General features: G+C 63.7%; 20 protein-coding genes. 8 read left to right on the forward strand and 12 right to left on the reverse strand.

Features of this window, described 5'->3' with window-relative positions; genetic code table 11:
• Positions 1–3: 3 nt before the first annotated feature.
• Positions 4–2,769 carry a type I DNA topoisomerase gene (topA, locus tag VNZ93_RS12185; protein WP_325704982.1) on the reverse strand — a complete coding sequence of 922 codons (2,766 nt, stop codon included), beginning with the start codon at positions 2,767–2,769 and terminating at the stop codon, positions 4–6.
• A gap of 212 nt (positions 2,770–2,981) precedes the next feature.
• Here topA and VNZ93_RS12190 point away from each other — a divergent pair, with 212 nt between their 5' ends.
• Complete coding sequence (locus VNZ93_RS12190) at positions 2,982–3,164, forward strand: hypothetical protein (RefSeq protein ID WP_325704985.1); 183 nt, start codon at positions 2,982–2,984, stop codon at positions 3,162–3,164.
• A gap of 1 nt (position 3,165) precedes the next feature.
• On the opposite strand, the gene dprA is transcribed toward VNZ93_RS12190, so the two are convergent.
• From dprA to VNZ93_RS12210, 4 genes are all read right to left on the reverse strand, one after another.
• Positions 3,166–4,293: a DNA-processing protein DprA gene (gene dprA / locus VNZ93_RS12195; protein WP_325704987.1), complete on the reverse strand. Its 1,128-nt coding sequence runs from the start codon at positions 4,291–4,293 to the stop codon at positions 3,166–3,168.
• Complete coding sequence (gene plsY / locus VNZ93_RS12200; RefSeq protein WP_325704990.1) at positions 4,290–4,913, reverse strand: glycerol-3-phosphate 1-O-acyltransferase PlsY; 624 nt, start codon at positions 4,911–4,913, stop codon at positions 4,290–4,292. The genes dprA and plsY overlap by 4 nt, the downstream gene beginning before the upstream one ends.
• Positions 4,914–4,983: 70 nt before the next feature.
• Positions 4,984–6,291, reverse strand: a complete 1,308-nt coding sequence (locus VNZ93_RS12205; RefSeq protein ID WP_325704993.1) for a dihydroorotase — start codon at positions 6,289–6,291, stop codon at positions 4,984–4,986.
• Between the two features lie 2 nt (positions 6,292–6,293).
• Positions 6,294–7,247, reverse strand: coding sequence for an aspartate carbamoyltransferase catalytic subunit (locus VNZ93_RS12210; RefSeq protein ID WP_325704996.1), 954 nt, complete (start codon positions 7,245–7,247; stop codon positions 6,294–6,296).
• Positions 7,248–7,369: 122 nt separating this feature from the next.
• Between VNZ93_RS12210 and VNZ93_RS12215 the strand changes: the two genes are divergently transcribed.
• Complete coding sequence (locus VNZ93_RS12215; protein ID WP_325704999.1) at positions 7,370–8,968, forward strand: acyl-CoA dehydrogenase family protein; 1,599 nt, start codon at positions 7,370–7,372, stop codon at positions 8,966–8,968.
• A 4-nt stretch (positions 8,969–8,972) separates the two neighbouring features.
• Here VNZ93_RS12215 and ruvX read toward each other — a convergent pair whose 3' ends face one another.
• Positions 8,973–9,461: a Holliday junction resolvase RuvX gene (gene ruvX, locus VNZ93_RS12220; RefSeq protein WP_325705002.1), complete on the reverse strand. Its 489-nt coding sequence runs from the start codon at positions 9,459–9,461 to the stop codon at positions 8,973–8,975.
• Positions 9,462–9,558: 97 nt separating this feature from the next.
• Here ruvX and VNZ93_RS12225 point away from each other — a divergent pair, with 97 nt between their 5' ends.
• Positions 9,559–10,335 (forward strand): type II CAAX endopeptidase family protein, encoded by a 777-nt coding sequence (locus tag VNZ93_RS12225; protein ID WP_325705005.1) that lies wholly within the window; start codon positions 9,559–9,561, stop codon positions 10,333–10,335.
• Between the two features lie 10 nt (positions 10,336–10,345).
• Here the strand turns inward: VNZ93_RS12225 and VNZ93_RS12230 are convergent, their stop codons facing one another.
• Entirely contained in the window at positions 10,346–10,753 is a 408-nt protein-coding gene (locus VNZ93_RS12230; protein ID WP_325705008.1) for a hypothetical protein, read from the reverse strand.
• A 137-nt stretch (positions 10,754–10,890) separates the two neighbouring features.
• Between VNZ93_RS12230 and VNZ93_RS12235 the strand changes: the two genes are divergently transcribed.
• Together VNZ93_RS12235 and VNZ93_RS12240 are read left to right on the forward strand one after the other, a co-directional pair.
• On the forward strand, positions 10,891–11,997 hold the full coding sequence (locus VNZ93_RS12235; RefSeq protein ID WP_325705011.1) for a hypothetical protein: 1,107 nt from the start codon (positions 10,891–10,893) through the stop codon (positions 11,995–11,997).
• Positions 11,998–12,098: 101 nt separating this feature from the next.
• Positions 12,099–12,338, forward strand: coding sequence for a hypothetical protein (locus tag VNZ93_RS12240; RefSeq protein ID WP_325705014.1), 240 nt, complete (start codon positions 12,099–12,101; stop codon positions 12,336–12,338).
• 35 nt (positions 12,339–12,373) lie between these two features.
• On the opposite strand, the gene VNZ93_RS12245 is transcribed toward VNZ93_RS12240, so the two are convergent.
• The 3 genes from VNZ93_RS12245 to VNZ93_RS12255 all read right to left on the reverse strand — a co-directional run bounded on the left by VNZ93_RS12245 (position 12,374) and on the right by VNZ93_RS12255 (position 14,190).
• Positions 12,374–12,673, reverse strand: coding sequence for a DUF2218 domain-containing protein (locus tag VNZ93_RS12245; RefSeq protein WP_325705017.1), 300 nt, complete (start codon positions 12,671–12,673; stop codon positions 12,374–12,376).
• An 89-nt stretch (positions 12,674–12,762) separates the two neighbouring features.
• Positions 12,763–13,260, reverse strand: a complete 498-nt coding sequence (locus VNZ93_RS12250; RefSeq protein WP_325705020.1) for a hypothetical protein — start codon at positions 13,258–13,260, stop codon at positions 12,763–12,765.
• A gap of 135 nt (positions 13,261–13,395) precedes the next feature.
• On the reverse strand, positions 13,396–14,190 hold the full coding sequence (locus VNZ93_RS12255; protein WP_325705023.1) for a DUF2189 domain-containing protein: 795 nt from the start codon (positions 14,188–14,190) through the stop codon (positions 13,396–13,398).
• Between the two features lie 204 nt (positions 14,191–14,394).
• Between VNZ93_RS12255 and VNZ93_RS12260 the strand changes: the two genes are divergently transcribed.
• Positions 14,395–14,922, forward strand: a complete 528-nt coding sequence (locus tag VNZ93_RS12260) for a hypothetical protein (protein ID WP_325705025.1) — start codon at positions 14,395–14,397, stop codon at positions 14,920–14,922.
• Positions 14,923–15,047: 125 nt separating this feature from the next.
• The gene (locus VNZ93_RS12265) at positions 15,048–15,626 is read left to right on the forward strand and encodes an NAD(P)H-dependent oxidoreductase (protein WP_325705028.1); all 579 of its coding nucleotides are present in this window, start codon (positions 15,048–15,050) and stop codon (positions 15,624–15,626) included.
• A gap of 8 nt (positions 15,627–15,634) precedes the next feature.
• On the opposite strand, the gene VNZ93_RS12270 is transcribed toward VNZ93_RS12265, so the two are convergent.
• Together VNZ93_RS12270 and VNZ93_RS12275 are read right to left on the reverse strand one after the other, a co-directional pair.
• A complete protein-coding gene (locus VNZ93_RS12270; RefSeq protein WP_325705030.1) occupies positions 15,635–16,492 on the reverse strand; it encodes an SDR family oxidoreductase in 858 nt (285 codons plus the stop codon).
• Positions 16,493–16,496: 4 nt separating this feature from the next.
• Positions 16,497–16,772: a GNAT family N-acetyltransferase gene (locus tag VNZ93_RS12275; RefSeq protein WP_325705033.1), complete on the reverse strand. Its 276-nt coding sequence runs from the start codon at positions 16,770–16,772 to the stop codon at positions 16,497–16,499.
• A gap of 161 nt (positions 16,773–16,933) precedes the next feature.
• Between VNZ93_RS12275 and VNZ93_RS12280 the strand changes: the two genes are divergently transcribed.
• Positions 16,934–17,595: hypothetical protein (locus VNZ93_RS12280; RefSeq protein ID WP_325705035.1), on the forward strand; the 662-nt coding region annotated here is incomplete at its 3' end.

Genomic DNA, 17,595 nt, shown 5'->3' on the forward strand with positions numbered 1-17,595 from the left:
GTTCTAGTTTGCGACCTTGCGTTTTCGTTGTGCCGGAGCAACTTCGCCGGCCGCTTTGTCGGCAGCTGTCGGACCCGCGGTCTTCGAGCGTGACTTGGCTGCGGCCGTTTTCGAAGATGCCTTGCGGGCTATGGTTTTCTTTGCCGTCGGCTTCCCGTCGGCGTCGGCTTTCGCAGCCTTTGCCTTCTTCGCCTTGGCAGGCTTTTCGGCCGCGGCTTTTGCTGCTTTCGGCGCGGCCTTTTTCTTCTTGCCGCCACCGGCAGCGATGCGCGCATCGATCAGGCCGACGGCTTCTTCCAGCGTGATGCTGTCAGGCGTCTTGTCGGCCGGCAGGGTGGCGTTCACACCGTCATGGCTGACATAGGCGCCGTAACGTCCGTTCTTGACGATGATCGGGCCACCCTTGTCGGGATGATCGCCGAGCGAGCGGCCGGGATCGGCGCCGAAGCGCCGGCTCTTGCCGGGATTGGCCTTCTTCTCGGCGATCAGCGTGACCGCGCGGTTCAGACCGATATTGAGCACGTCGTCGCCGGGTTCGAGATTGGCGTAAGTCTTGCCCAGCTTCACGTAGGAGCCGAACCGGCCGATGCCGGCGATGATCATCTCACCGCTCTCGGGATCCTTGCCGACATCGCGCGGCAATGAAAGCAGACCGAGCGCAACCTGCAGGTCGACGTCATCGGGCGCGAGGCCCTTCGGCAGACCGGAGCGCTTCGGCTTCTCCTTGGTCTCCTTGTTGCCTTCGCCAAGCTGCACATACGGACCGAAACGGCCACCGCGCAGCGTCACGTCTTCGCCGGTAACCGGATCCTTGCCGAGAATCTTGGTCGCGGTATCGCCACCCGAGCCGGGAGACAGCTGCCGCGTGAAGTTGCATTCCGGATAGCGCGAGCAGCCGACGAAGGCGCCGAAGCGGCCGACCTTCAGGGAGAGCTGGCCTTCGCCGCAATTGGGGCATTGGCGCGGATCGCCGCCGTCTTCCTTCTTCGGAAAGACATGCGGGCCAAGCAATTCGTTGAGTGCATCGAGAACCTGGGTGATGCGCAGGTCCTTGATCTCGCCGACAGCGCCGATGAAATCGTCCCAGAAGTCGCGCAACAGCTGGTGCCATTCCAGCTCGTTGTTGGAGACCTTGTCGAGCTGCTCCTCGAGCGACGCGGTGAAGTCGTATTCGATATATTTCTGGAAGAAGCTCTCGAGGAAGCCGACCACGAGCCGGCCCTTGTCCTCCGGAACGAGGCGCTTCTTGTCGAGCCGCGTATAGCCTCGATCCTTCAATACCGCGAGGATCGAGGCATAGGTTGACGGCCGGCCGATGCCGAGCTCTTCCATCCGCTTCACGAGCGAGGCTTCGGTGAAACGCGGCGGCGGCTCGGTGAAATGCTGGGTCGCGCTGATGGACTGTTTCTTCAGCGGTTCGCCTTCCGACATCGCGGGAAGACGCTTTGCATCTTCGTCCTCGGCGTCGTCGTCCTGTCCCTCCTGATAGAGCGTCAGGAAGCCGTCGAACTTGATCACCTGTCCGGTCGCGCGCAGCTCGAGATTGCGTCCGGCAACCTTGGCGGCGATATCGATCGTGGTCCGCTCGAGTTCGGCGGACTGCATCTGGCTTGCGACGGCGCGGTTCCAGATCAGTTCATAAAGCCTGGCCTGATCGGCATCGAGCGCGCGCGCGACGTCGCGCGGCGTACGGGACGCATCGGTCGGGCGAATGGCCTCGTGGGCCTCCTGCGCATTCTTCGACTTGTTCTGATAGCGGCGCGGCGCGTCCGGCACATAATCGCGACCGTAATTCTTGCCGATCATCGAGCGGATGCCGGCGATGGCCTCGGGCGCCATGTCGATGCCGTCGGTTCGCATATAAGTAATGAGACCGACCGTCTCGCCCGAGATGTCGACGCCCTCGTAGAGCCGCTGCGCGACGCGCATGGTATGCGCGGGAGCGAAGCCAAGCTTGCGGCTCGCCTCCTGCTGCAGCGTCGATGTGGTGAAGGGGGGCGGGGGATTACGGCGTGCCGGCTTTGCTTCGACCGAAGCGACAGTGAAAGAGGAACTCTCCAGCGCTTTCTTGAAGTCTTCGGCTTCCTTGCCCGAGCCGATATCGAGACGCGTGATCTTCTGTCCGTCGGCGCCGACGAGCCGTGCTTCAAAGCTCTCGTTGCGCGGCGTCGCAAGTGTGGCGATCAGCGACCAGTATTCGCGCGCAACGAATTTCTCGATTTCGAGCTCGCGGTCGCAGACGAGGCGGAGGGCGACCGACTGCACACGGCCGGCCGAGCGGGCGCCGGGCAATTTGCGCCACAGCACAGGGGAAAGGGTGAAGCCGACGAGATAGTCGAGCGCGCGACGCGCGAGATAGGCATCAACCAGCGCATGATCGATCTTGCGCGGGTTCTTCATCGCCTCGCTGACCGCCTGCTTGGTGATGGCGTTGAACACCACCCGCTCGATCGCCTGGTCCTTGAGGGCCTTCTTCTCCTTCAGTACTTCGAGCACGTGCCAGGAGATCGCTTCGCCCTCGCGATCCGGGTCGGTCGCGAGGATCAGCTTGTCGGCGCCTTTAACGGCCTTGGCGATGTCGTTGATCCGCTTCTGGGCGCGCTCATCGACCTCCCAGATCATCTTGAAGTTGTGGTCGGGATCCACCGAGCCATCCTTGGCGGGTAGATCGCGGATATGGCCGAACGAAGCCAGAACCTCGTAGCCGGGCCCGAGGTACTTGTTGATGGTCTTGGCCTTGGCCGGCGATTCGACAACCACGATATTCATGAAATTCCAACAGGTTAGGTCCGAACTTCAGACCTAGAGGCGCGAGTCAGGCGCTTAGGTGGGGCCGGACCATGGGTAAATCGACCCCTTGAGTCAAATAAGGGCCGTGCGCTGGGGGCAGAACTTGGGGTTTTTCAGCTTGGATATTGCAACTTATGCGAGATAATATTACAATCTACAATCAGATGAGGATGCCCGGACAGCGCCAAGAGATGACTGACGAAGCGCGTCCTGCTGCCGACGACCGGGTCGCTGCGGCAACCTACATCGCAGACCTGACAGGGGGGCTTGCGCAGATGGCGCGCCGTCATGGTCTCGGTACGCTCGCCTATCTGCTCGACATGGCGAAACTGGAAGCCGAGAGCGTGAAGCGGATCGACAGGCTGCGGTCGTAGCTCAGATCAATGCGACCCGGCCTCCGGCCTGCCGTTCGAGCCGGCCGGCAATTTCCAGTTCAAGCAGCACCGTCCGGACAACAGCCGGATGGGCGCCGGACTGGCGGATCAATTCGTCGATCTCGACCGGCGTTGGTCCGAGCAGCGATACGATGCGGCGGCGCTCGTCGGCGGCGGGCTCGGCCGCCGGGTCTGCGGGATCGTGACCGGGTTCGCTGGCCGGAAGAGCGACAGTCCGGCCAAGAATCGGATCGAGAACCGACAGAACATCGTTCGTCTCGGTCACGAGCGTTGCGCCCTGTTTGAGAAGACCGTTTGTGCCTTCGCAGCGCGGGTCGAGCGGTGAGCCCGGGACGGCAAACACCTCGCGTCCCTGTTCGAGTGCGAGACGTGCGGTGATCAGGGAGCCCGATCGTCGTGCGGCCTCGATGACAATGACACCCAGCGACAGTCCGGCGATGAGACGATTGCGGCGTGGAAAGTCGCGGGCGCGGGGCTCCCAGCCGAACGGCATCTCGGAGATCGCGACGCCGTGCTCAAGGATCTGCTCGAGCAGAGGGAGATGCTCCGACGGATAGATGCGATCCTGACCGCCGGCGAGGCACGCCACGGTGCCGGTGTCGATCGTTGCGCGATGCGCAGCCGCATCGATGCCGCGCGCGAGGCCGGAGACTGTGACGAAGCCTGCGTCACCGAGTTCGCGTGCGATCTGGGCTGCGAATTTCGCACCGGCCGCCGACGCATTGCGCGAACCAACCATGGCGATCATTGGGGACTTCAGGGCGTCGATATGACCGCGTACGGAGACGAGGGGCGGCGCATCGTCGATCATGCGCAGGCGCGCCGGATAGCCGGGCTCACCGAGCGCGATAAAGGTCGAGCCCATGCGCTCCGCAATTTCGATCTCGCGACGCGCGTCCTCAATCGAGCAGATGCGGCCCGGCGCCTGTGCGCCGCCGCGTCTCGCAAGCATCGGAAGCGCTTCAAGGGCCGCACGCGCCCCGCCATAGTGGTTCACCAGCGCGCGAAAGGTGCGGGGGCCGATATTCTCGCTCCGGATCAGACGCAGCCAATCGAGCCGCTGGCCGTCGGAAAGCTTCACGCCATCCGCGGCCTCGGGCCGGCTCACGGCTTCACCGCCGATTGTCCGATCTTGGTTTCGGTGCCGGCGATCAAGCGCGCGATGTTTGCGCGATGCATGATGAACACGAGGAGCGCCATGACAACAAAGAGGGCCGCTTCCGTTGGCTTGTTGAGAGCCCACAATATGCCAGGCGTGACCGCGCAGGCGATCAGTCCCGAAAGCGAGGAGTAACGTGTGACGGCAGCGATGCCGATCCAGACCGCGCAGTAGATGAGAGCCGCGATCCACGAAAAGCCGAGCAGCACACCGATAAAGGTCGCGACCCCCTTGCCACCCTTGAAGCCGAGCCAGACCGGAAAGAGGTGACCGAGAAATGCGCCAAGGCCGGCGGCGATCGCCACACCTGAGCCAAAGAGATAACGGGCCAGCAGAACTGCCGCCGTCCCCTTGAGCATGTCGGCGAGGAGGGTCGCCGCGGCGAGACCCTTGCGGCCGGTGCGCAAGACGTTGGTCGCGCCGATATTGCCCGATCCGATGCCGCGGATGTCGGGACCGCCCGTAAGGCGGGTGAAAATCAGCCCGAACGGAATCGATCCAAGCAGGTAGCCGAGCGCGAGCGCCGCGATCGATGGCCAGCCAGAAAATATGTTCGACCAGTCCGACATGCCCAGCGCCCCCGCCGCCAGTGTCCCGCTTCCGATCCTTGCCTCAACGCGGCAGATGTAGCGGATTGTGTCAGGCGGAAGCGTACTCGTAGGCGGTGCGCCCGGCAACGATGGTCCGGATCACGCGGCCTTCCAGACGGGCTTCGTCGAACGGCGTGTTCTTGCACTTCGACTTAAGCTCCGCCGGATCGAGGATCCAGGATGTATCCGGATCGATCACGATCACGTCTCCAGGCGCGCCGTTACGCAGGTTTCCGCCGGGAAGGCCAAGGAGCTCGGCAGGCTTCGTCGACATCGCCGCGATCAGCTGGATCAGCGAGAGGTGCCCGCCATGTACCAGGCGAAGACCAGCGACGAGCATGGTCTCCAGACCAATAGCGCCCGGCGCCGCTTCGGCGAAGGGCAGGCGCTTCGTTTCGACGTCCTGCGGGTTGTGGTCCGACATGACAATATCGATGAGACCCGAAGCAACCGCCTCGACCAGAGCCTTGCGGTCGTCTTCGCCGCGCAGCGGTGGCGTCAGCTTGAAGAAGGTGCGGTAGGGCCCGATGTCGATCTCGTTCAGCGTGAGATGATTGATCGAGGCGGCGGCGCTCACCGGCAGACCCGCATCCTTGGCGCGTCGCAAGATCTCGAGCGACTCGCGGCATGTCAGGGATGCGGCGTGGTATCGGCAGCCGGTCAGCGCGACGAGCCGCATATCGCGTTCCAGCATGACCGCTTCTGCCGCGGTCGGAATGCCGTGAAGGCCGAGCCGCGTTGCCAGCTCGCCTTCATTCATCACGCCTTCGCCGATCAGATCGGGGTCTTCGGTGTGATGGACGATGAGGGCGTCGAAGTCTCGCCCGTATGTCATCGTCCGACGCATCACTTGCGCGTTGGTGACGCTTCTGGTGCCATCGGTGAACGCGACTGCACCGGCGGCTTTCAGGAGACCGATCTCCGTCATCTCCTTGCCTTCGAGGCCTTTGGTCAGCGCGGCCATCGGTTGCACGTGCACGATCGCAGTATCGCGGGCGCGGCGCATGATGAAGTCGACGATTGCGGGATCGTCGATCGCCGGAGACGTATCGGGCTGGCAAATGATCGTCGTCACGCCGCCGGCCGCCGCTGCCTGGCTCGCGGATGCAAGCGTGTCGCGATATTCGGCGCCCGGCTCGCCCACGAACGCGCGCATGTCGACGAGGCCAGGAGCGACGATGCGACCCTTGCAGTCGATGACCTCGGTACCTTCCGGCACGCCGGCTGCCCCGATCCCTCGTTTGGTATCCCGGATCACGCCGTCTGCGATGAGCAGATCGCCCGGGAAGTCGAGATCGCGCGACGGATCGATGATCCGGGCGTTTGCGAGCAGGATCGGGCGACGGTCGGACAGCATGCTTATGCGTTCGGCAGGTTGCGGGACAGGGCTTCGAGCACGGCCATTCGCACGGCGACGCCCATTTCGACCTGTTCGCGGATCAGCGACTGGGCGCCATCGGCGACGCTGGATGCGATTTCGACGCCTCGGTTCATCGGACCGGGATGCATTACGAGCGCGTCCGGCTTGGCATAGGCCAGCTTCTTCTGGTCGAGGCCGAAATAAGCGAAGTATTCCTGGGTGGAGGGGACGAACGATCCGTTCATGCGCTCGCGCTGCAGGCGCAGCATCATGACGATGTCGGCATCGTGCAGCGCTTCGCGCATGTCGCGCGTGACCTCGACGCCAAGACGTTCGATGTGCGGCGGCAGCAGCGTCGAGGGGCCGACCACGCGAACCCGCGCCCCCAGCGCGTTGAGAAGAATGATGTTGGAGCGCGCGACCCGCGAATGCAGCACGTCTCCGCAGATCGCGACAATGAGGCCTTCGATGCGGCCCTTGTTGCGGCGGATGGTGAGCGCATCGAGGAGCGCCTGTGTCGGATGTTCGTGCGCGCCGTCGCCGGCATTGATGACCGATCCGTCGACCTTCTGCGCGAGGAGTTCCACGGCGCCCGACGCATGATGGCGCACCACCAGGATGTCCGGATGCATGGCGTTCAGCGTCATCGCGGTGTCGATGAGCGTTTCGCCCTTTTTCATGGCCGAGGAACTGACTGCCATGTTCATCACGTCCGCGCCAAGACGCTTGCCCGCAAGTTCGAACGAAGACTGCGTGCGGGTCGAGGATTCGAAGAATAGATTGATCTGGGTCCGGCCGCGCAGTGAGGTGCGCTTCTTCTCGATCTGCCGGTTGAGTTCGACGAATTCCTCGGCGAGATCGAGAAGGCCTACGATCTCGTCGCGCGAGAGCCCTTCGATCCCCAACAAATGGCGCCGGTTGAGGACGAAAGACGATGTGGCGGCGATGTTCATTAAAGCCGGCTCTATAGGCTCATCGCGGGGCCGCCGCAAGGCGCGTCTGCGGCCATCCCCAGCACATGCTGAATCCGCGGTATCGGGCAGCGTGCTACCATGGCGGGTGTCGGGAGTGCGCCATGCCTGAAACGCGCGACGAGATGGCCAATCAGCCGCCGCCCTTCGTGAATGTCGATCTGTTCGGAACCGATCGGCCGCTGCGGGAAGCAGCGGCGGCCAACGGCGCGGGCGGCGAAGCCGATGCGCTGGCGGCGTTCGGACGGCAATGGGGCCGGGCGGAGATGTTCGAATTGGCGGCCCTCGCGAATAAGCATCCGCCGCGGCTGCATGGTGAAGCCGTTCGATTTCATCCGGCTTATCACCGCTTCATGTCGGAGAGCACGCTGGCGGGGCTGCATTGCTCGACCTGGAACGCGGACGGCTCCGCAGTGTCCGCTCCGGCGGAGGTCGCGCGCGCGGCGCGCTTCTATATCGTGGCTCAGGTCGAGAACGGACATATGTGTCCGATCACCATGACCCGCGCTTCGGTGGCTGCGCTCGCCGCGCAACCCGATCTTCGTTCGCAACTCATGCCGAAAATCGTGTCGCGCGATTACGACCGGACGTTTCGGCCGTGGTCGCATAAAGCGGCGATGACGCTGGGCATGGGGATGACCGAGAAGCAGGGCGGCACGGACGTGCGCACGAACACGACGGCCGCTACGCGCGACGGGGATGCCTATCGGATCGACGGGCACAAATGGTTCATGTCTGCGCCGATGTCGGACGCCTTCCTCGTGCTGGCGCAGGCGGAAGGCGGATTGACCTGTTTCTTCATGCCGCGTTTCCGTCCGGACGGCAGTGTCAACGGCCTGCATTTCGAAAGACTGAAAGACAAGCTCGGCAACCGTTCGAATGCATCCAGCGAAGTCGCGTTTCGCGATGCCTTCGCTCTTCGTGTAGGAGAGGAGGGCGCGGGTATCCGCACCATAATCCAGATGGTGCAATTGACGCGTCTTGATTGCGCGATCTCGTCCGCCGGCATCATGCGTGCGGCGCTCTCGCGCGCTCTCCATCATGCCCGCCGCCGCATCGTATTCCAGAAGCGGCTGATCGATCAGCCGATGATGCATGCGGTCCTCGCCGATCTCGCTCTCGAGTCCGAGGCGGCTGTCGCGGTGATCATGCGGCTATGTCGCTCTTTCGATCTTGCCCCGAGCAATCCTCGCGAGGCCGCGCGCGCGCGCATCCTGACGCCGGCGATCAAGTACTGGATTTGCAAGACGGCGCCGGCGTTTGTTTACGAAGCAATGGAATGCCTTGGCGGCAATGGCTATGTCGAGGATTACGCGCTTGCGCGGCTATACCGCGAAGCGCCGGTCAACGCGATCTGGGAGGGTTCCGGGAACGTGATGGCTCTGGACCTCTTGCGCTCGATGCGGCGTGTCGACGAGGCACGCGATGTCCTCGCCTCCTTGAGTGAAGAGACGCGCGATCTGCCCGAAATGCGATCCGCGCTTGCGCAGATCGAACGCCTGCTCGTGGCGACCGACGTGGAAGCAAACGGGCGCCGGATCACGGAAATGCTGGCGGTTGTTGCCGCGGCGGCCGCGCTGCAGGCCACCGTTCCGGACATCGCTGCAGCGTTCGTCCGCATGCGCCTTGCCGGCGGCACGCGGCTCTACGGCGCATCGTACCCCGACGCGGAGCGTCTGCTGGAGCGGGCGTCGCCGGCCTGACCGGCTATGGCGTTGCTCTTGCCTTGGCGTTACGCAGAAAGTCGAGCGCGCCCTGAAGAATGAAGGCCGCTGCATGCTGATCGATGATCGCAGCGCGCTTGGCGCGGCTGGCGTCGGCGGCGATGAGGTCGCGTTCGACGGCAGCGGTTGATAGCCGCTCGTCCCAGAACGCGATCGGCAATTCCGTCAGCTTTGCGAAATTGCGGGCGAATGCACGCGTCGATTGCGCGCGGGGACCTTCGGTGCCGTCCATGTTCAGTGGAAGCCCCAGCACGAAGCCGACGGCATTGCGTTCGCTGGCAAGCGCCAGGACGCGCGCGGCGTCGGCCTGAAACGCCTTGCGGCCAACCGTCTCGACACCGGCTGCAAGCATGCGATCCGGATCCGATGCAGCGACTCCGATCGTTTTCGTTCCGAGATCGAGACCGATCAAGGCTCCGCGCGCAGGCAGCACGGATTGGGCTTGGGCGAGGGGGCAGACGAGTGCGGGCATGTCTCATCCTTAGCACGTGTGCGGCGCCGTGTTGCAGTCTGTGCTAAGCCCCCTTGAACATGGGCGGCGCCGCGCCGACCACTAACTCTGGACTGTCATGACCGAAATCGCGCCGAAGCCGCACGAGGGATCAGGCCTGTCTCCCTGTCAGCCGTGGGGCTTCTGGGCCACGACAGCCATCGGACTGGCGGCGACCGCAGCGTGGTTCGCGGCCCAGCTCATGGCGGCATTCGTGGCGCTGGCATTTCTGGGTGTCGATCGCAACGCGTCGGACTTCGAAGTTCAGACGCTGACGGCGCATGCACTCACGATCGCGGTCGTTACGATCCTGTCGATGCCGGCGCCGATTGCCGTGATCGCCATGGCCGCGCGATACGCGCGATGCTCGGCCGTCGACTATCTGGCCCTGTACTGGCCCAGACGCGCGGACCTGATCGTCGGCATCGTCATCATCGCGGTCTTGCTGCCGCTGGGCGACCTGACGTCGTATTTGTCCGGTCGCGATCTCGTGCCGCCGGCTGTGGTCGACGCTTATCGGAGCGCGCGAAGCTCCGGAACGCTGGTGTTGTTTGCGGTTGCGCTGATCGTGGCTGCGCCATTGATGGAAGAGTTGCTGTTCCGTGGATTTATCTTTCCCGGCTACGCGCGATCAAGGCTCGGACCATGGGGCGCAATCCTGCTGACGTCGGCGGGCTGGGCCGTGATGCATGTTCAGTACGAGACATTCTACATCGTGCAGATCTTTGTGCTGGGTTGCGTGCTCGGATGGTTGCGCTGGAGCAGCGGCTCGACGCTTCTCACCGTGATCCTGCACGCCATCGTCAACACTGTCGCGCTCGTTCAGGTCGCGTTCGTTGTCGAGCGCGCGGGATGAGCAGGGCCTTCTAGCGCCTGGACACGAAGGCGCCGCGGATCGCTTCAAGCCGCGACTGGGATGTCTGGGCGCCGCCGCCGCGGTCAGGTTGCCACGACACTGTGGAATCGCATTGCACACTGCCATTCGCACGAATGCGCCAGGTCGCGTTGTCGATGATGCGATGCTCGCAGATGTTGCCATCCCTCGGCGTGATCAGGATCGAGCCGGTCCTGAGATCGTCCGTGATGCGCTCCGGTTCGGCCGATGGCTGCGGCGCGACATCCCCGGTCAGGAAACCCGGAAGCAGCTTGCCGTCGGACAGACTCGCCGCGCCGACGAAGATCAGCATCAGGGCGGCCAATACAGCGCGGCGGCCGTCGCGGATCGCCCAGCGATGCTGTTCAGACGACCTGACGCGTTTCAGACGCTTCGCCATGGAGACCCCAAGTTTGCGCGATCGTATCGCGGATATCGTTTACGATTCATGATCAAGTCCGAAAACCGCGGAAAGTCAGTGGCTTAGGGGCGGCCAGCTACGGTCATTGCGCCGGCGTCGGGCGAGGACCACATTTGGTGGGTTCCGACACGCTGCTAAGCTCGCTCCCCATGACTGGTCTGACCCAGATCCCGATTGTCGACATTCGTGACGGCGGGCCGCTTCGGCAAGCCCAGGAAGGCGCTGCGCGCGCCCGGGCGCTACGCGATGATTGCCTGTCGTTTTTTCCCCGTCCTGTTGCGGCCGCGCTGCCTCTGCTGGACGGAATGGCGCGACGCTGGCTGTCCCGGTCGCAGTCTCCGTATGTTCGCGAAATCGAAGGCATCGCCGCCGCTCTCGGCTTCAGCGGTGTCTGGTTTTTGAACGGTTCCTATTCGTGGGGCTGCACGACGATGAGCCGCGATGAGGATAGGGAACCGTGGCTCGCCCGGACCTTGGACTGGCCGTTTCCCGGCCTCGGCCGCCACACCGAAGTCGCGCATAAATGGGGAGAGGCAGGCGAGTTCTATAGCGTCACGTGGCCGGGCTATGTCGGCACGCTGACCGCCATGGCGCCCGGCCGTTTCGGCGCGGCCATCAACCAGGCGCCGATGTGGCGCCGCACACGGCATCCCTGGCTGCGGCCGTACGACCTCGGCGCCAATGCTCTGAAGACGTGGGGTATCCGTCACATCCCGCCCGATCAGCTGCTGCGTCAGGTGTTCGAGACCTGCCGCGATTTCTCTGCTGCGCGATCCATGCTCGAGCGCACGCCCGTGGCGCGCCCGGTCATCTATTCGCTCGCCGGTATTCATCCCGGGGAGCGTTGCGTCATCGAGCGCACGGAAGATGACTTCGAAACGCGGTCCACCGCGACTGTTGCCGCGAACGACTGGCACACGTGCCGGGAGCCCTGGGAGGCCAGGGTAGGCGGCGATCTGATATTGACCTGCCGTTACGAAGAAGCCGGCGAAAACAGCCGTTGTCGCCGTGAAACCATGGAGAATTTCTCCGGGTCGCTGCTGCACGAGCCGTTTGGATGGCTCTCCGAACCCGTCAATAACCGTTTCACGCGCCTCGCGGTTGAAATGTGCCCTGCGCGCGGTTTGCTACGCGTGATGGGACTGGAGCAGGTCGAGGAGCAGGCATTCGCAAGCCCGGTGACGGATATCCGGGAAATTATCTCGCCCGCGATGGCTGCCTGAATGCACGTTTATCGTACCGCCATAGTCACGACATACCGGGTTTCATAGAGTCGTCGCGGTCGACTCGTTCGGCCGTACGAATTTGTCCCAAGGAGGGAACAATGAGGGCTCTGTTAATTGCCGCAGCTTTGGTTTTCGCTGCCGGTCACGCGCACGCGGCGGCTTGCAAGGTTGAGGCGTCCAACAAGAAGCTCGCCGGCGCCGCGCTCAACAGTTTCATGACGAAGTGCGGAAAAGATGCACAGGCGATGTGCGACAAGTCCGCGGCCGACAAGAAGCTCGCCGGCGCGGCGAAGGAGAGCCATATCAAGAAGTGCGTGAACGACGCGGTCGGTAACTGACCTGTATGGCGGGCCTGCGATGAGCGGGCCCGCATCTAGTCGGCGGTGACGCGCGTCCAGCGGATATCGCCCAGGTCTTCGCGGAAGGCGAAACGCTTCAGGTGGTCGAGGACCACTTGCTGGGTTCGTTCGAGCGTCGCTTCATCGGCGGCATGGATCCGCATCGTGAGCGTGTCGGCACTGGCCGAGAAGTCGCACCGGCGATCCTCAGAAAACGGCACGCAGCCCGCTTCCGGTGTGAACTCGACCGCAAACTTGTGGCTCCAGTGCTTGCAGATCTGCTGCAGATAGCGGCTGGCGGATGCGGTAGGGACGTGCGCTTCCGACACGTGCATCAGGTTGTCCTGTGAATTGAAGAGTTGCCAATGCCGCACAGGTAGGCCGTCGTCGGCGCGCGCGCAAGCGAGCCGGTGACGCCTCAGACCTATTCCACCTTGCCGGGGGCGCGGGTCTGGAAGGTCTCGCGAATGGCGCCTATCCGCCGTTCGACTTTGTGCTCCCTGATAGGAGCATTCACATGCCAGCCGGCAGCTTCTTCGCAATCGACCTGGCCGCCGTCGCGCAGCGACCAGGTGGTGTTGTCGATCCAGCGGCGCCGGCAGACCGCGCCGTATTCGGGAACGAACAGCACGGCCACGTTGTTCAATGCGGCTCCGGTTTCGATTGCTATCTGCATGTCACGGGCCGCAGCACGCGCTTCCGCCTGCGCCATATGCGCGTGGAGGCCGTATCCGCTCATCAAAGCCACGAACACGAGGCAAATCACGGCCGCCGCAATTGCGCCGCGCCGACGCTCCTTGCGCCAGCTCCTGGGTTCCGCGCCGCCACCGCGCACCTGCACAGGAGCGCGCGCTGCCGCCGCAGGCGCGGCGGGGCGGCGCGCACGTGCGGACGGACGCGAGGATCGGCGGTCCATGCTCATGCGCGCAATGTGCACGAGGCGCGTTCGGAACCCTTAAAGGGCTGGCCACCAATTTGCGTCGAATTGTCTGAACTTGTAGCCGACTTCAATCCCGCGCGCGGCGCCAGCGTTGGACGCCGCGCCCGGATAAGGCCGTTACACAACAAGCTTGCGGTAGAGATGCCAGGTCGCGTGACCGAGCACCGGCATCACGACAGCCAGGCCCAGGAACACGGGAAGCGAACCGAGCACCAGCAGCGCCGCAACGATCAGGCCCCACGCGGCCATGACGACCGGATTGACCGCGATCGCCCGTATCGAGGTTATGACGGCTGTCGCTGCTCCGACGTCCCGGTCGAGCAGCATCGGAAACGAGATGACGGTGAGACAGAACGCCACCAGCGCGAACACAAAGCCGATGGCATTTCCGTAAACCATCAGCTTCCAGCCGGCGTCTGTCGTGAACACCTCGCGCACGAACGGTCCAACCGCATCGGGCGCGGCATAGATTCCGAATAAAGTCTGATAGAGCTCGCGCGCGATCCCGAGCCACAGCAGGAACAGCCCCATCAACATCAGGCCGATCGCGACGATCGCGGGAAAGCCGGGCGAGTGGATGACCGAAAGCGCCGACCGGAGCGAGGGCGGTTCGCCGAGTTCCAGCCGGCGGCTGATCTCGTACATCATCAGCGCGGCAATCGGGCCGAGCAGGGCAAAGCCGGCCGCGAGCGGAAACAAAAGAGGCAGCACGCTGTAGCCCAGCGCCATCCCGCCGAGCACGAGACCGACGATCGGATAGATGATGCAGAGAAAAACCGCGTGGCTCGGCCAGACCTTGAAGTCCTCCCAGCCCTGCCGGAGTGCCTCGCCAAGATCGGCGAAACCGATGCGGCGAATCACCGGTCCTTCGGTCCGGTCGTCGGCCGGGTTGAGAACGTGGAATTGCGCCATGGCCAAGTCTCCCTGTTCCGCAGTACGTGCGGCCGGGCCGACGTGGAACGCCAAACAAGCCGGTCACGTCTGCCACGGCCTGTCACAACATGCTAAACACCATTGGCATCCGGCGCATTCACGCTTTCGTGCGCCGTGGCATAACGTGCCCCTTGAGCGCCGCAAACGCGCCCTAGGGAACTTCGCTGCTGCTGAGACTGACGAATGAAGCTTCGCACCGTCGCAATCGTGCTGACCGGTCTTGCCGCACTGGCCGTCATCGGTGCGATTGGCGCGCCGTTGGCGTTGACGGCGTCGATATTCGGACCCGGGCCCGCCGCGCCGTCCGATGCAGCGATGATCGCGCATTGGGAAAAGCACCGTGCCACGCTTGATCAGATCACCGACATGTTGCGGCGTGATCCCGCGCTGAACCGGCTTGGCCTGAACTGGAGCGATCCTGCGGATCCCGAGCGGGCGCACGTGCCCGCAGCCCGCATCGCCGATTACCGCGATCTGATGCGCGAGGCCTCCATCATCAGCGTCAGCCGGGGACACCGTTCGGTGCAATTCCTATTCTATGCGAGCGGCCTTTCGGTCAGCGGGTTCGGAAAGAGCTTCGTGCGCGGCGAGGCGTCGCGTTATGCCGAGATCGTCGACGGCGACCTCGACAAGGCCGCGGCGGGACGAAACAAGGTGTTGTTGCAGCGTCCGATCAGCGAAGGCTGGTGGCTGCAACGCGATGGTAGCTGATCCAGCGCCGCCTGCCGGCGTTCTCGTTTCCTGTTCGCGCGCGGGTTTGCGCCATCGCAAAGCGCAGGTAACGTATCGTGTGACATGAGACGGATCGAAATGCCCCAACTGGGCAGGTGGGCATCATGGCAAGTGTCACGATCATTGTCGGACATCCGCAGCGCACGACCTTCTGCGAGGCGCTGGCCGAAGCGTATCGGCGCGGTGCGGAGAGCAGTGGGCACACGGTGCGGGTCTTCAAACTCGCGGAGATGAGTTTCGAGCCGATCCTGCGCGAAGGCTATCGGCGCGAACAGCCGCTCGAGCCGGACCTGAAGACGGCCTATGACGCCCTCGCGGCCAGCGACCACTGGGTGCTGATCTTTCCGCTCTGGTGCGGCGACATGCCGGCGATCCTGAAGGGCTTCATCGAGCGCATCCTGCAGCCCGATCTCATCAAGCGGCAGGGCACCCCGAACGCGATGAACTGGCGCATCTTCGAGAAGAAGTCCGCGCGCATCATCATGACGATGGCGATGCCGGTCTCGATCTATCGCTACTGGTACGGGCCGCATGCGCTGAAACTGCTCAGGAAGAACATCCTGAACTTCATTGGCGTCAAGCCGGTGCGCGATACCCTGTTCGGAATGATCGCGGACTCCTCAAGCGAGAAGCGCAACGGCTGGCTCAAGACCGTGGAGACCCTCGGCCGCGGCGCCGAATAGCCGCGCGACTATTTGCGCTCGCGGTCGTGCGGGATCTCCCGCGACATCCACCAGTCGACGACGCGGTCGCCGGCAAGGTAACGTCCCACCGGACCGAAATTGGCCCAGAAGCCGACATTGTACCTGGGTCGCGGTCGTGAGGTCGTCGCTGCCTTGAACACAACGCCTGCGACCTTCTCGACCGGCATGGTGCCGAACGTCTTCGGATCGAGAAAGTGCAGCATGTAGGCGCCGATGTTGCGCTTGTAGATGCGATACGGTGAATCTGGGCCGGTGTCGGGAATGCTGGCAATGACCTTGTCGCGATAGGGCGACACGAACGGTCCCGGCAACACGCTGACGAGGTCAATTCCGAACGGTTTGACCTCCGGCCGCATTGCGTCGGCGATGGCCTCCACCGCATATTTGGTCATGTGATAGACGCCGCCGCCTTGCGCGGTCACGCGGCCTGCGAGCGACGAGATGTTGACGATGCGGCCGCGGCGCGCGTTCCGCATCCCGGGTATGACGAGCTGCGACATGCGCAGAAGTCCGAACACGTTCGTCTCGAATGCGCGATGCAAGGCTTGCGGCGAGATTTCCTCAAGCGGTCCGTATTGACCGTAACCGGCATTGTTCACCAGCACCCCCACCGGACCGTGGCGGCGCTCGACCTCCGCGACCGCAGCCGTGCGCGAGGCCTCGTCGGTAACATCGAGCTGAAGCGTGTCGCAACCGAGCGCCGCGAGCGGCGCGAGCGTCGATGGATCGCGTGCGGTCGCGACCGTGAGATAGCCGGCCTTCCGGCACAGCATTGCGGTGGCCTTGCCCAGGCCGCTGGAACAACCGGTGATCAGGACCGGCGACGTTGTCGACGGCGCGGACATGGGCTTACGCCAGCAGATCGGAAAATTCGGCGTTCTTTGCCATGAACGCCGCAATGAACGGGCATTTCGGTACCACCTTCAGTCCGCGGGCACGCACGTTTTCGAGTGCTCCTCGCGCCAGCTTCGAGCCGATGCCCTGACCCGACAACGCGGTCGGCACCTCGGTATGCGTGAATGTGATGATGCCGGGCCTCAGCGTGTAATAGGCAACGGCCACATGGTCCCCGGCTTTGAGTTCGAAGCGGTGTTCGGCCGGATTGTCGGTAACGGTGGAGGACATGGTTGCTTCCTGACGGAGAAATGAACGGTCAATCTGTTTCAACTCTTTGCAAAGATATGACGATTGTAGCATGACGGCCGTGCGCGACAGCGTCCGCCAGGACGATTGTCCGTGATTTTGCCTCACCTGATACTGCCCGGTTCGTTCGAACGGAGTGTGTGATGATATTGCGGATCGTTGCCGGCGTGGCGATGCTTTGCCTTGCGGCAGGGGCTGGCGGCCTTCGGGCGGAGACAGCCGAGGACCGTTATCTTGCGGCACGCGACGCAGCGATCGACCGCTTCACACCCGAGCGTGTCCCGAATATCGGGGAGACGGAGCTCGACGCGGAAGCCAAGGCGAGAGTGGAACTGGAGGGCCTGATGCGCGCGGTCCTCGGGTCGGACACGCCGCCCGGATTCGAGGCCGGCCAGTTTAATCTCACCACATTGTTTTCGGGCGATATCGATTTCGGCAAGCTCGATGGATTCATGTTCGAGGCCGATGGCGGCGATACACAGATGGTGGTGACGACCCGCTCGCTGCTGACGAAGTGGCTGCAGGCCAAATGGCAGGATCCGAAGGATCGGCTCCCGCCGGACGCCGCGATGAAGAGCGAGACCTTTTATCTCAGGTCGCTCGGCAGCGACGCGGCGGTGCTGAGCTATGCTGATATCCCGCTTGATATGCCCGACACGTTTGCGATCCTCGCGGCGCGTACGCAGGACGCGCCTCCGAACGAGGCTAATGAGGTGTTCCTGACGGCGATCCGTGGCGACCGCGTTTTCGTGATTGGCGCCAATGTCGAGCCGCCACTTGCGATCCCGGCCTGCACAAAGCCGCG

This window comes from Pseudorhodoplanes sp. (assembly GCF_035565795.1).
In the GTDB taxonomy this organism is placed as follows: Bacteria; Pseudomonadota; Alphaproteobacteria; order Rhizobiales; family Xanthobacteraceae; genus Pseudorhodoplanes.

What these genes read in the sequence shown, in the direction of transcription:
- ruvX (WP_325705002.1), bottom strand. Translation starts at nt 9,461, where the DNA reads ATGCCCGCACTCGTCTGCCCCCTCGCCCAAGCCCAATCCGTGCTGCCT.
- VNZ93_RS12275 (WP_325705033.1), bottom strand. Translation starts at nt 16,772, where the DNA reads ATGTCCTCCACCGTTACCGACAATCCGGCCGAACACCGCTTCGAACTC.
- VNZ93_RS12265 (WP_325705028.1), top strand. Translation starts at nt 15,048, where the DNA reads ATGGCAAGTGTCACGATCATTGTCGGACATCCGCAGCGCACGACCTTC.
- VNZ93_RS12215 (WP_325704999.1), top strand. Translation starts at nt 7,370, where the DNA reads ATGCCTGAAACGCGCGACGAGATGGCCAATCAGCCGCCGCCCTTCGTG.
- VNZ93_RS12255 (WP_325705023.1), bottom strand. Translation starts at nt 14,190, where the DNA reads ATGGCGCAATTCCACGTTCTCAACCCGGCCGACGACCGGACCGAAGGA.
- VNZ93_RS12210 (WP_325704996.1), bottom strand. Translation starts at nt 7,247, where the DNA reads ATGAACATCGCCGCCACATCGTCTTTCGTCCTCAACCGGCGCCATTTG.
- plsY (WP_325704990.1), bottom strand. Translation starts at nt 4,913, where the DNA reads ATGTCGGACTGGTCGAACATATTTTCTGGCTGGCCATCGATCGCGGCG.
- VNZ93_RS12225 (WP_325705005.1), top strand. Translation starts at nt 9,559, where the DNA reads ATGACCGAAATCGCGCCGAAGCCGCACGAGGGATCAGGCCTGTCTCCC.
- VNZ93_RS12250 (WP_325705020.1), bottom strand. Translation starts at nt 13,260, where the DNA reads ATGAGCATGGACCGCCGATCCTCGCGTCCGTCCGCACGTGCGCGCCGC.
- VNZ93_RS12270 (WP_325705030.1), bottom strand. Translation starts at nt 16,492, where the DNA reads ATGTCCGCGCCGTCGACAACGTCGCCGGTCCTGATCACCGGTTGTTCC.
- VNZ93_RS12245 (WP_325705017.1), bottom strand. Translation starts at nt 12,673, where the DNA reads ATGCACGTGTCGGAAGCGCACGTCCCTACCGCATCCGCCAGCCGCTAT.
- VNZ93_RS12260 (WP_325705025.1), top strand. Translation starts at nt 14,395, where the DNA reads ATGAAGCTTCGCACCGTCGCAATCGTGCTGACCGGTCTTGCCGCACTG.
- VNZ93_RS12190 (WP_325704985.1), top strand. Translation starts at nt 2,982, where the DNA reads ATGACTGACGAAGCGCGTCCTGCTGCCGACGACCGGGTCGCTGCGGCA.
- VNZ93_RS12205 (WP_325704993.1), bottom strand. Translation starts at nt 6,291, where the DNA reads ATGCTGTCCGACCGTCGCCCGATCCTGCTCGCAAACGCCCGGATCATC.
- topA (WP_325704982.1), bottom strand. Translation starts at nt 2,769, where the DNA reads ATGAATATCGTGGTTGTCGAATCGCCGGCCAAGGCCAAGACCATCAAC.
- VNZ93_RS12230 (WP_325705008.1), bottom strand. Translation starts at nt 10,753, where the DNA reads ATGGCGAAGCGTCTGAAACGCGTCAGGTCGTCTGAACAGCATCGCTGG.
- VNZ93_RS12240 (WP_325705014.1), top strand. Translation starts at nt 12,099, where the DNA reads ATGAGGGCTCTGTTAATTGCCGCAGCTTTGGTTTTCGCTGCCGGTCAC.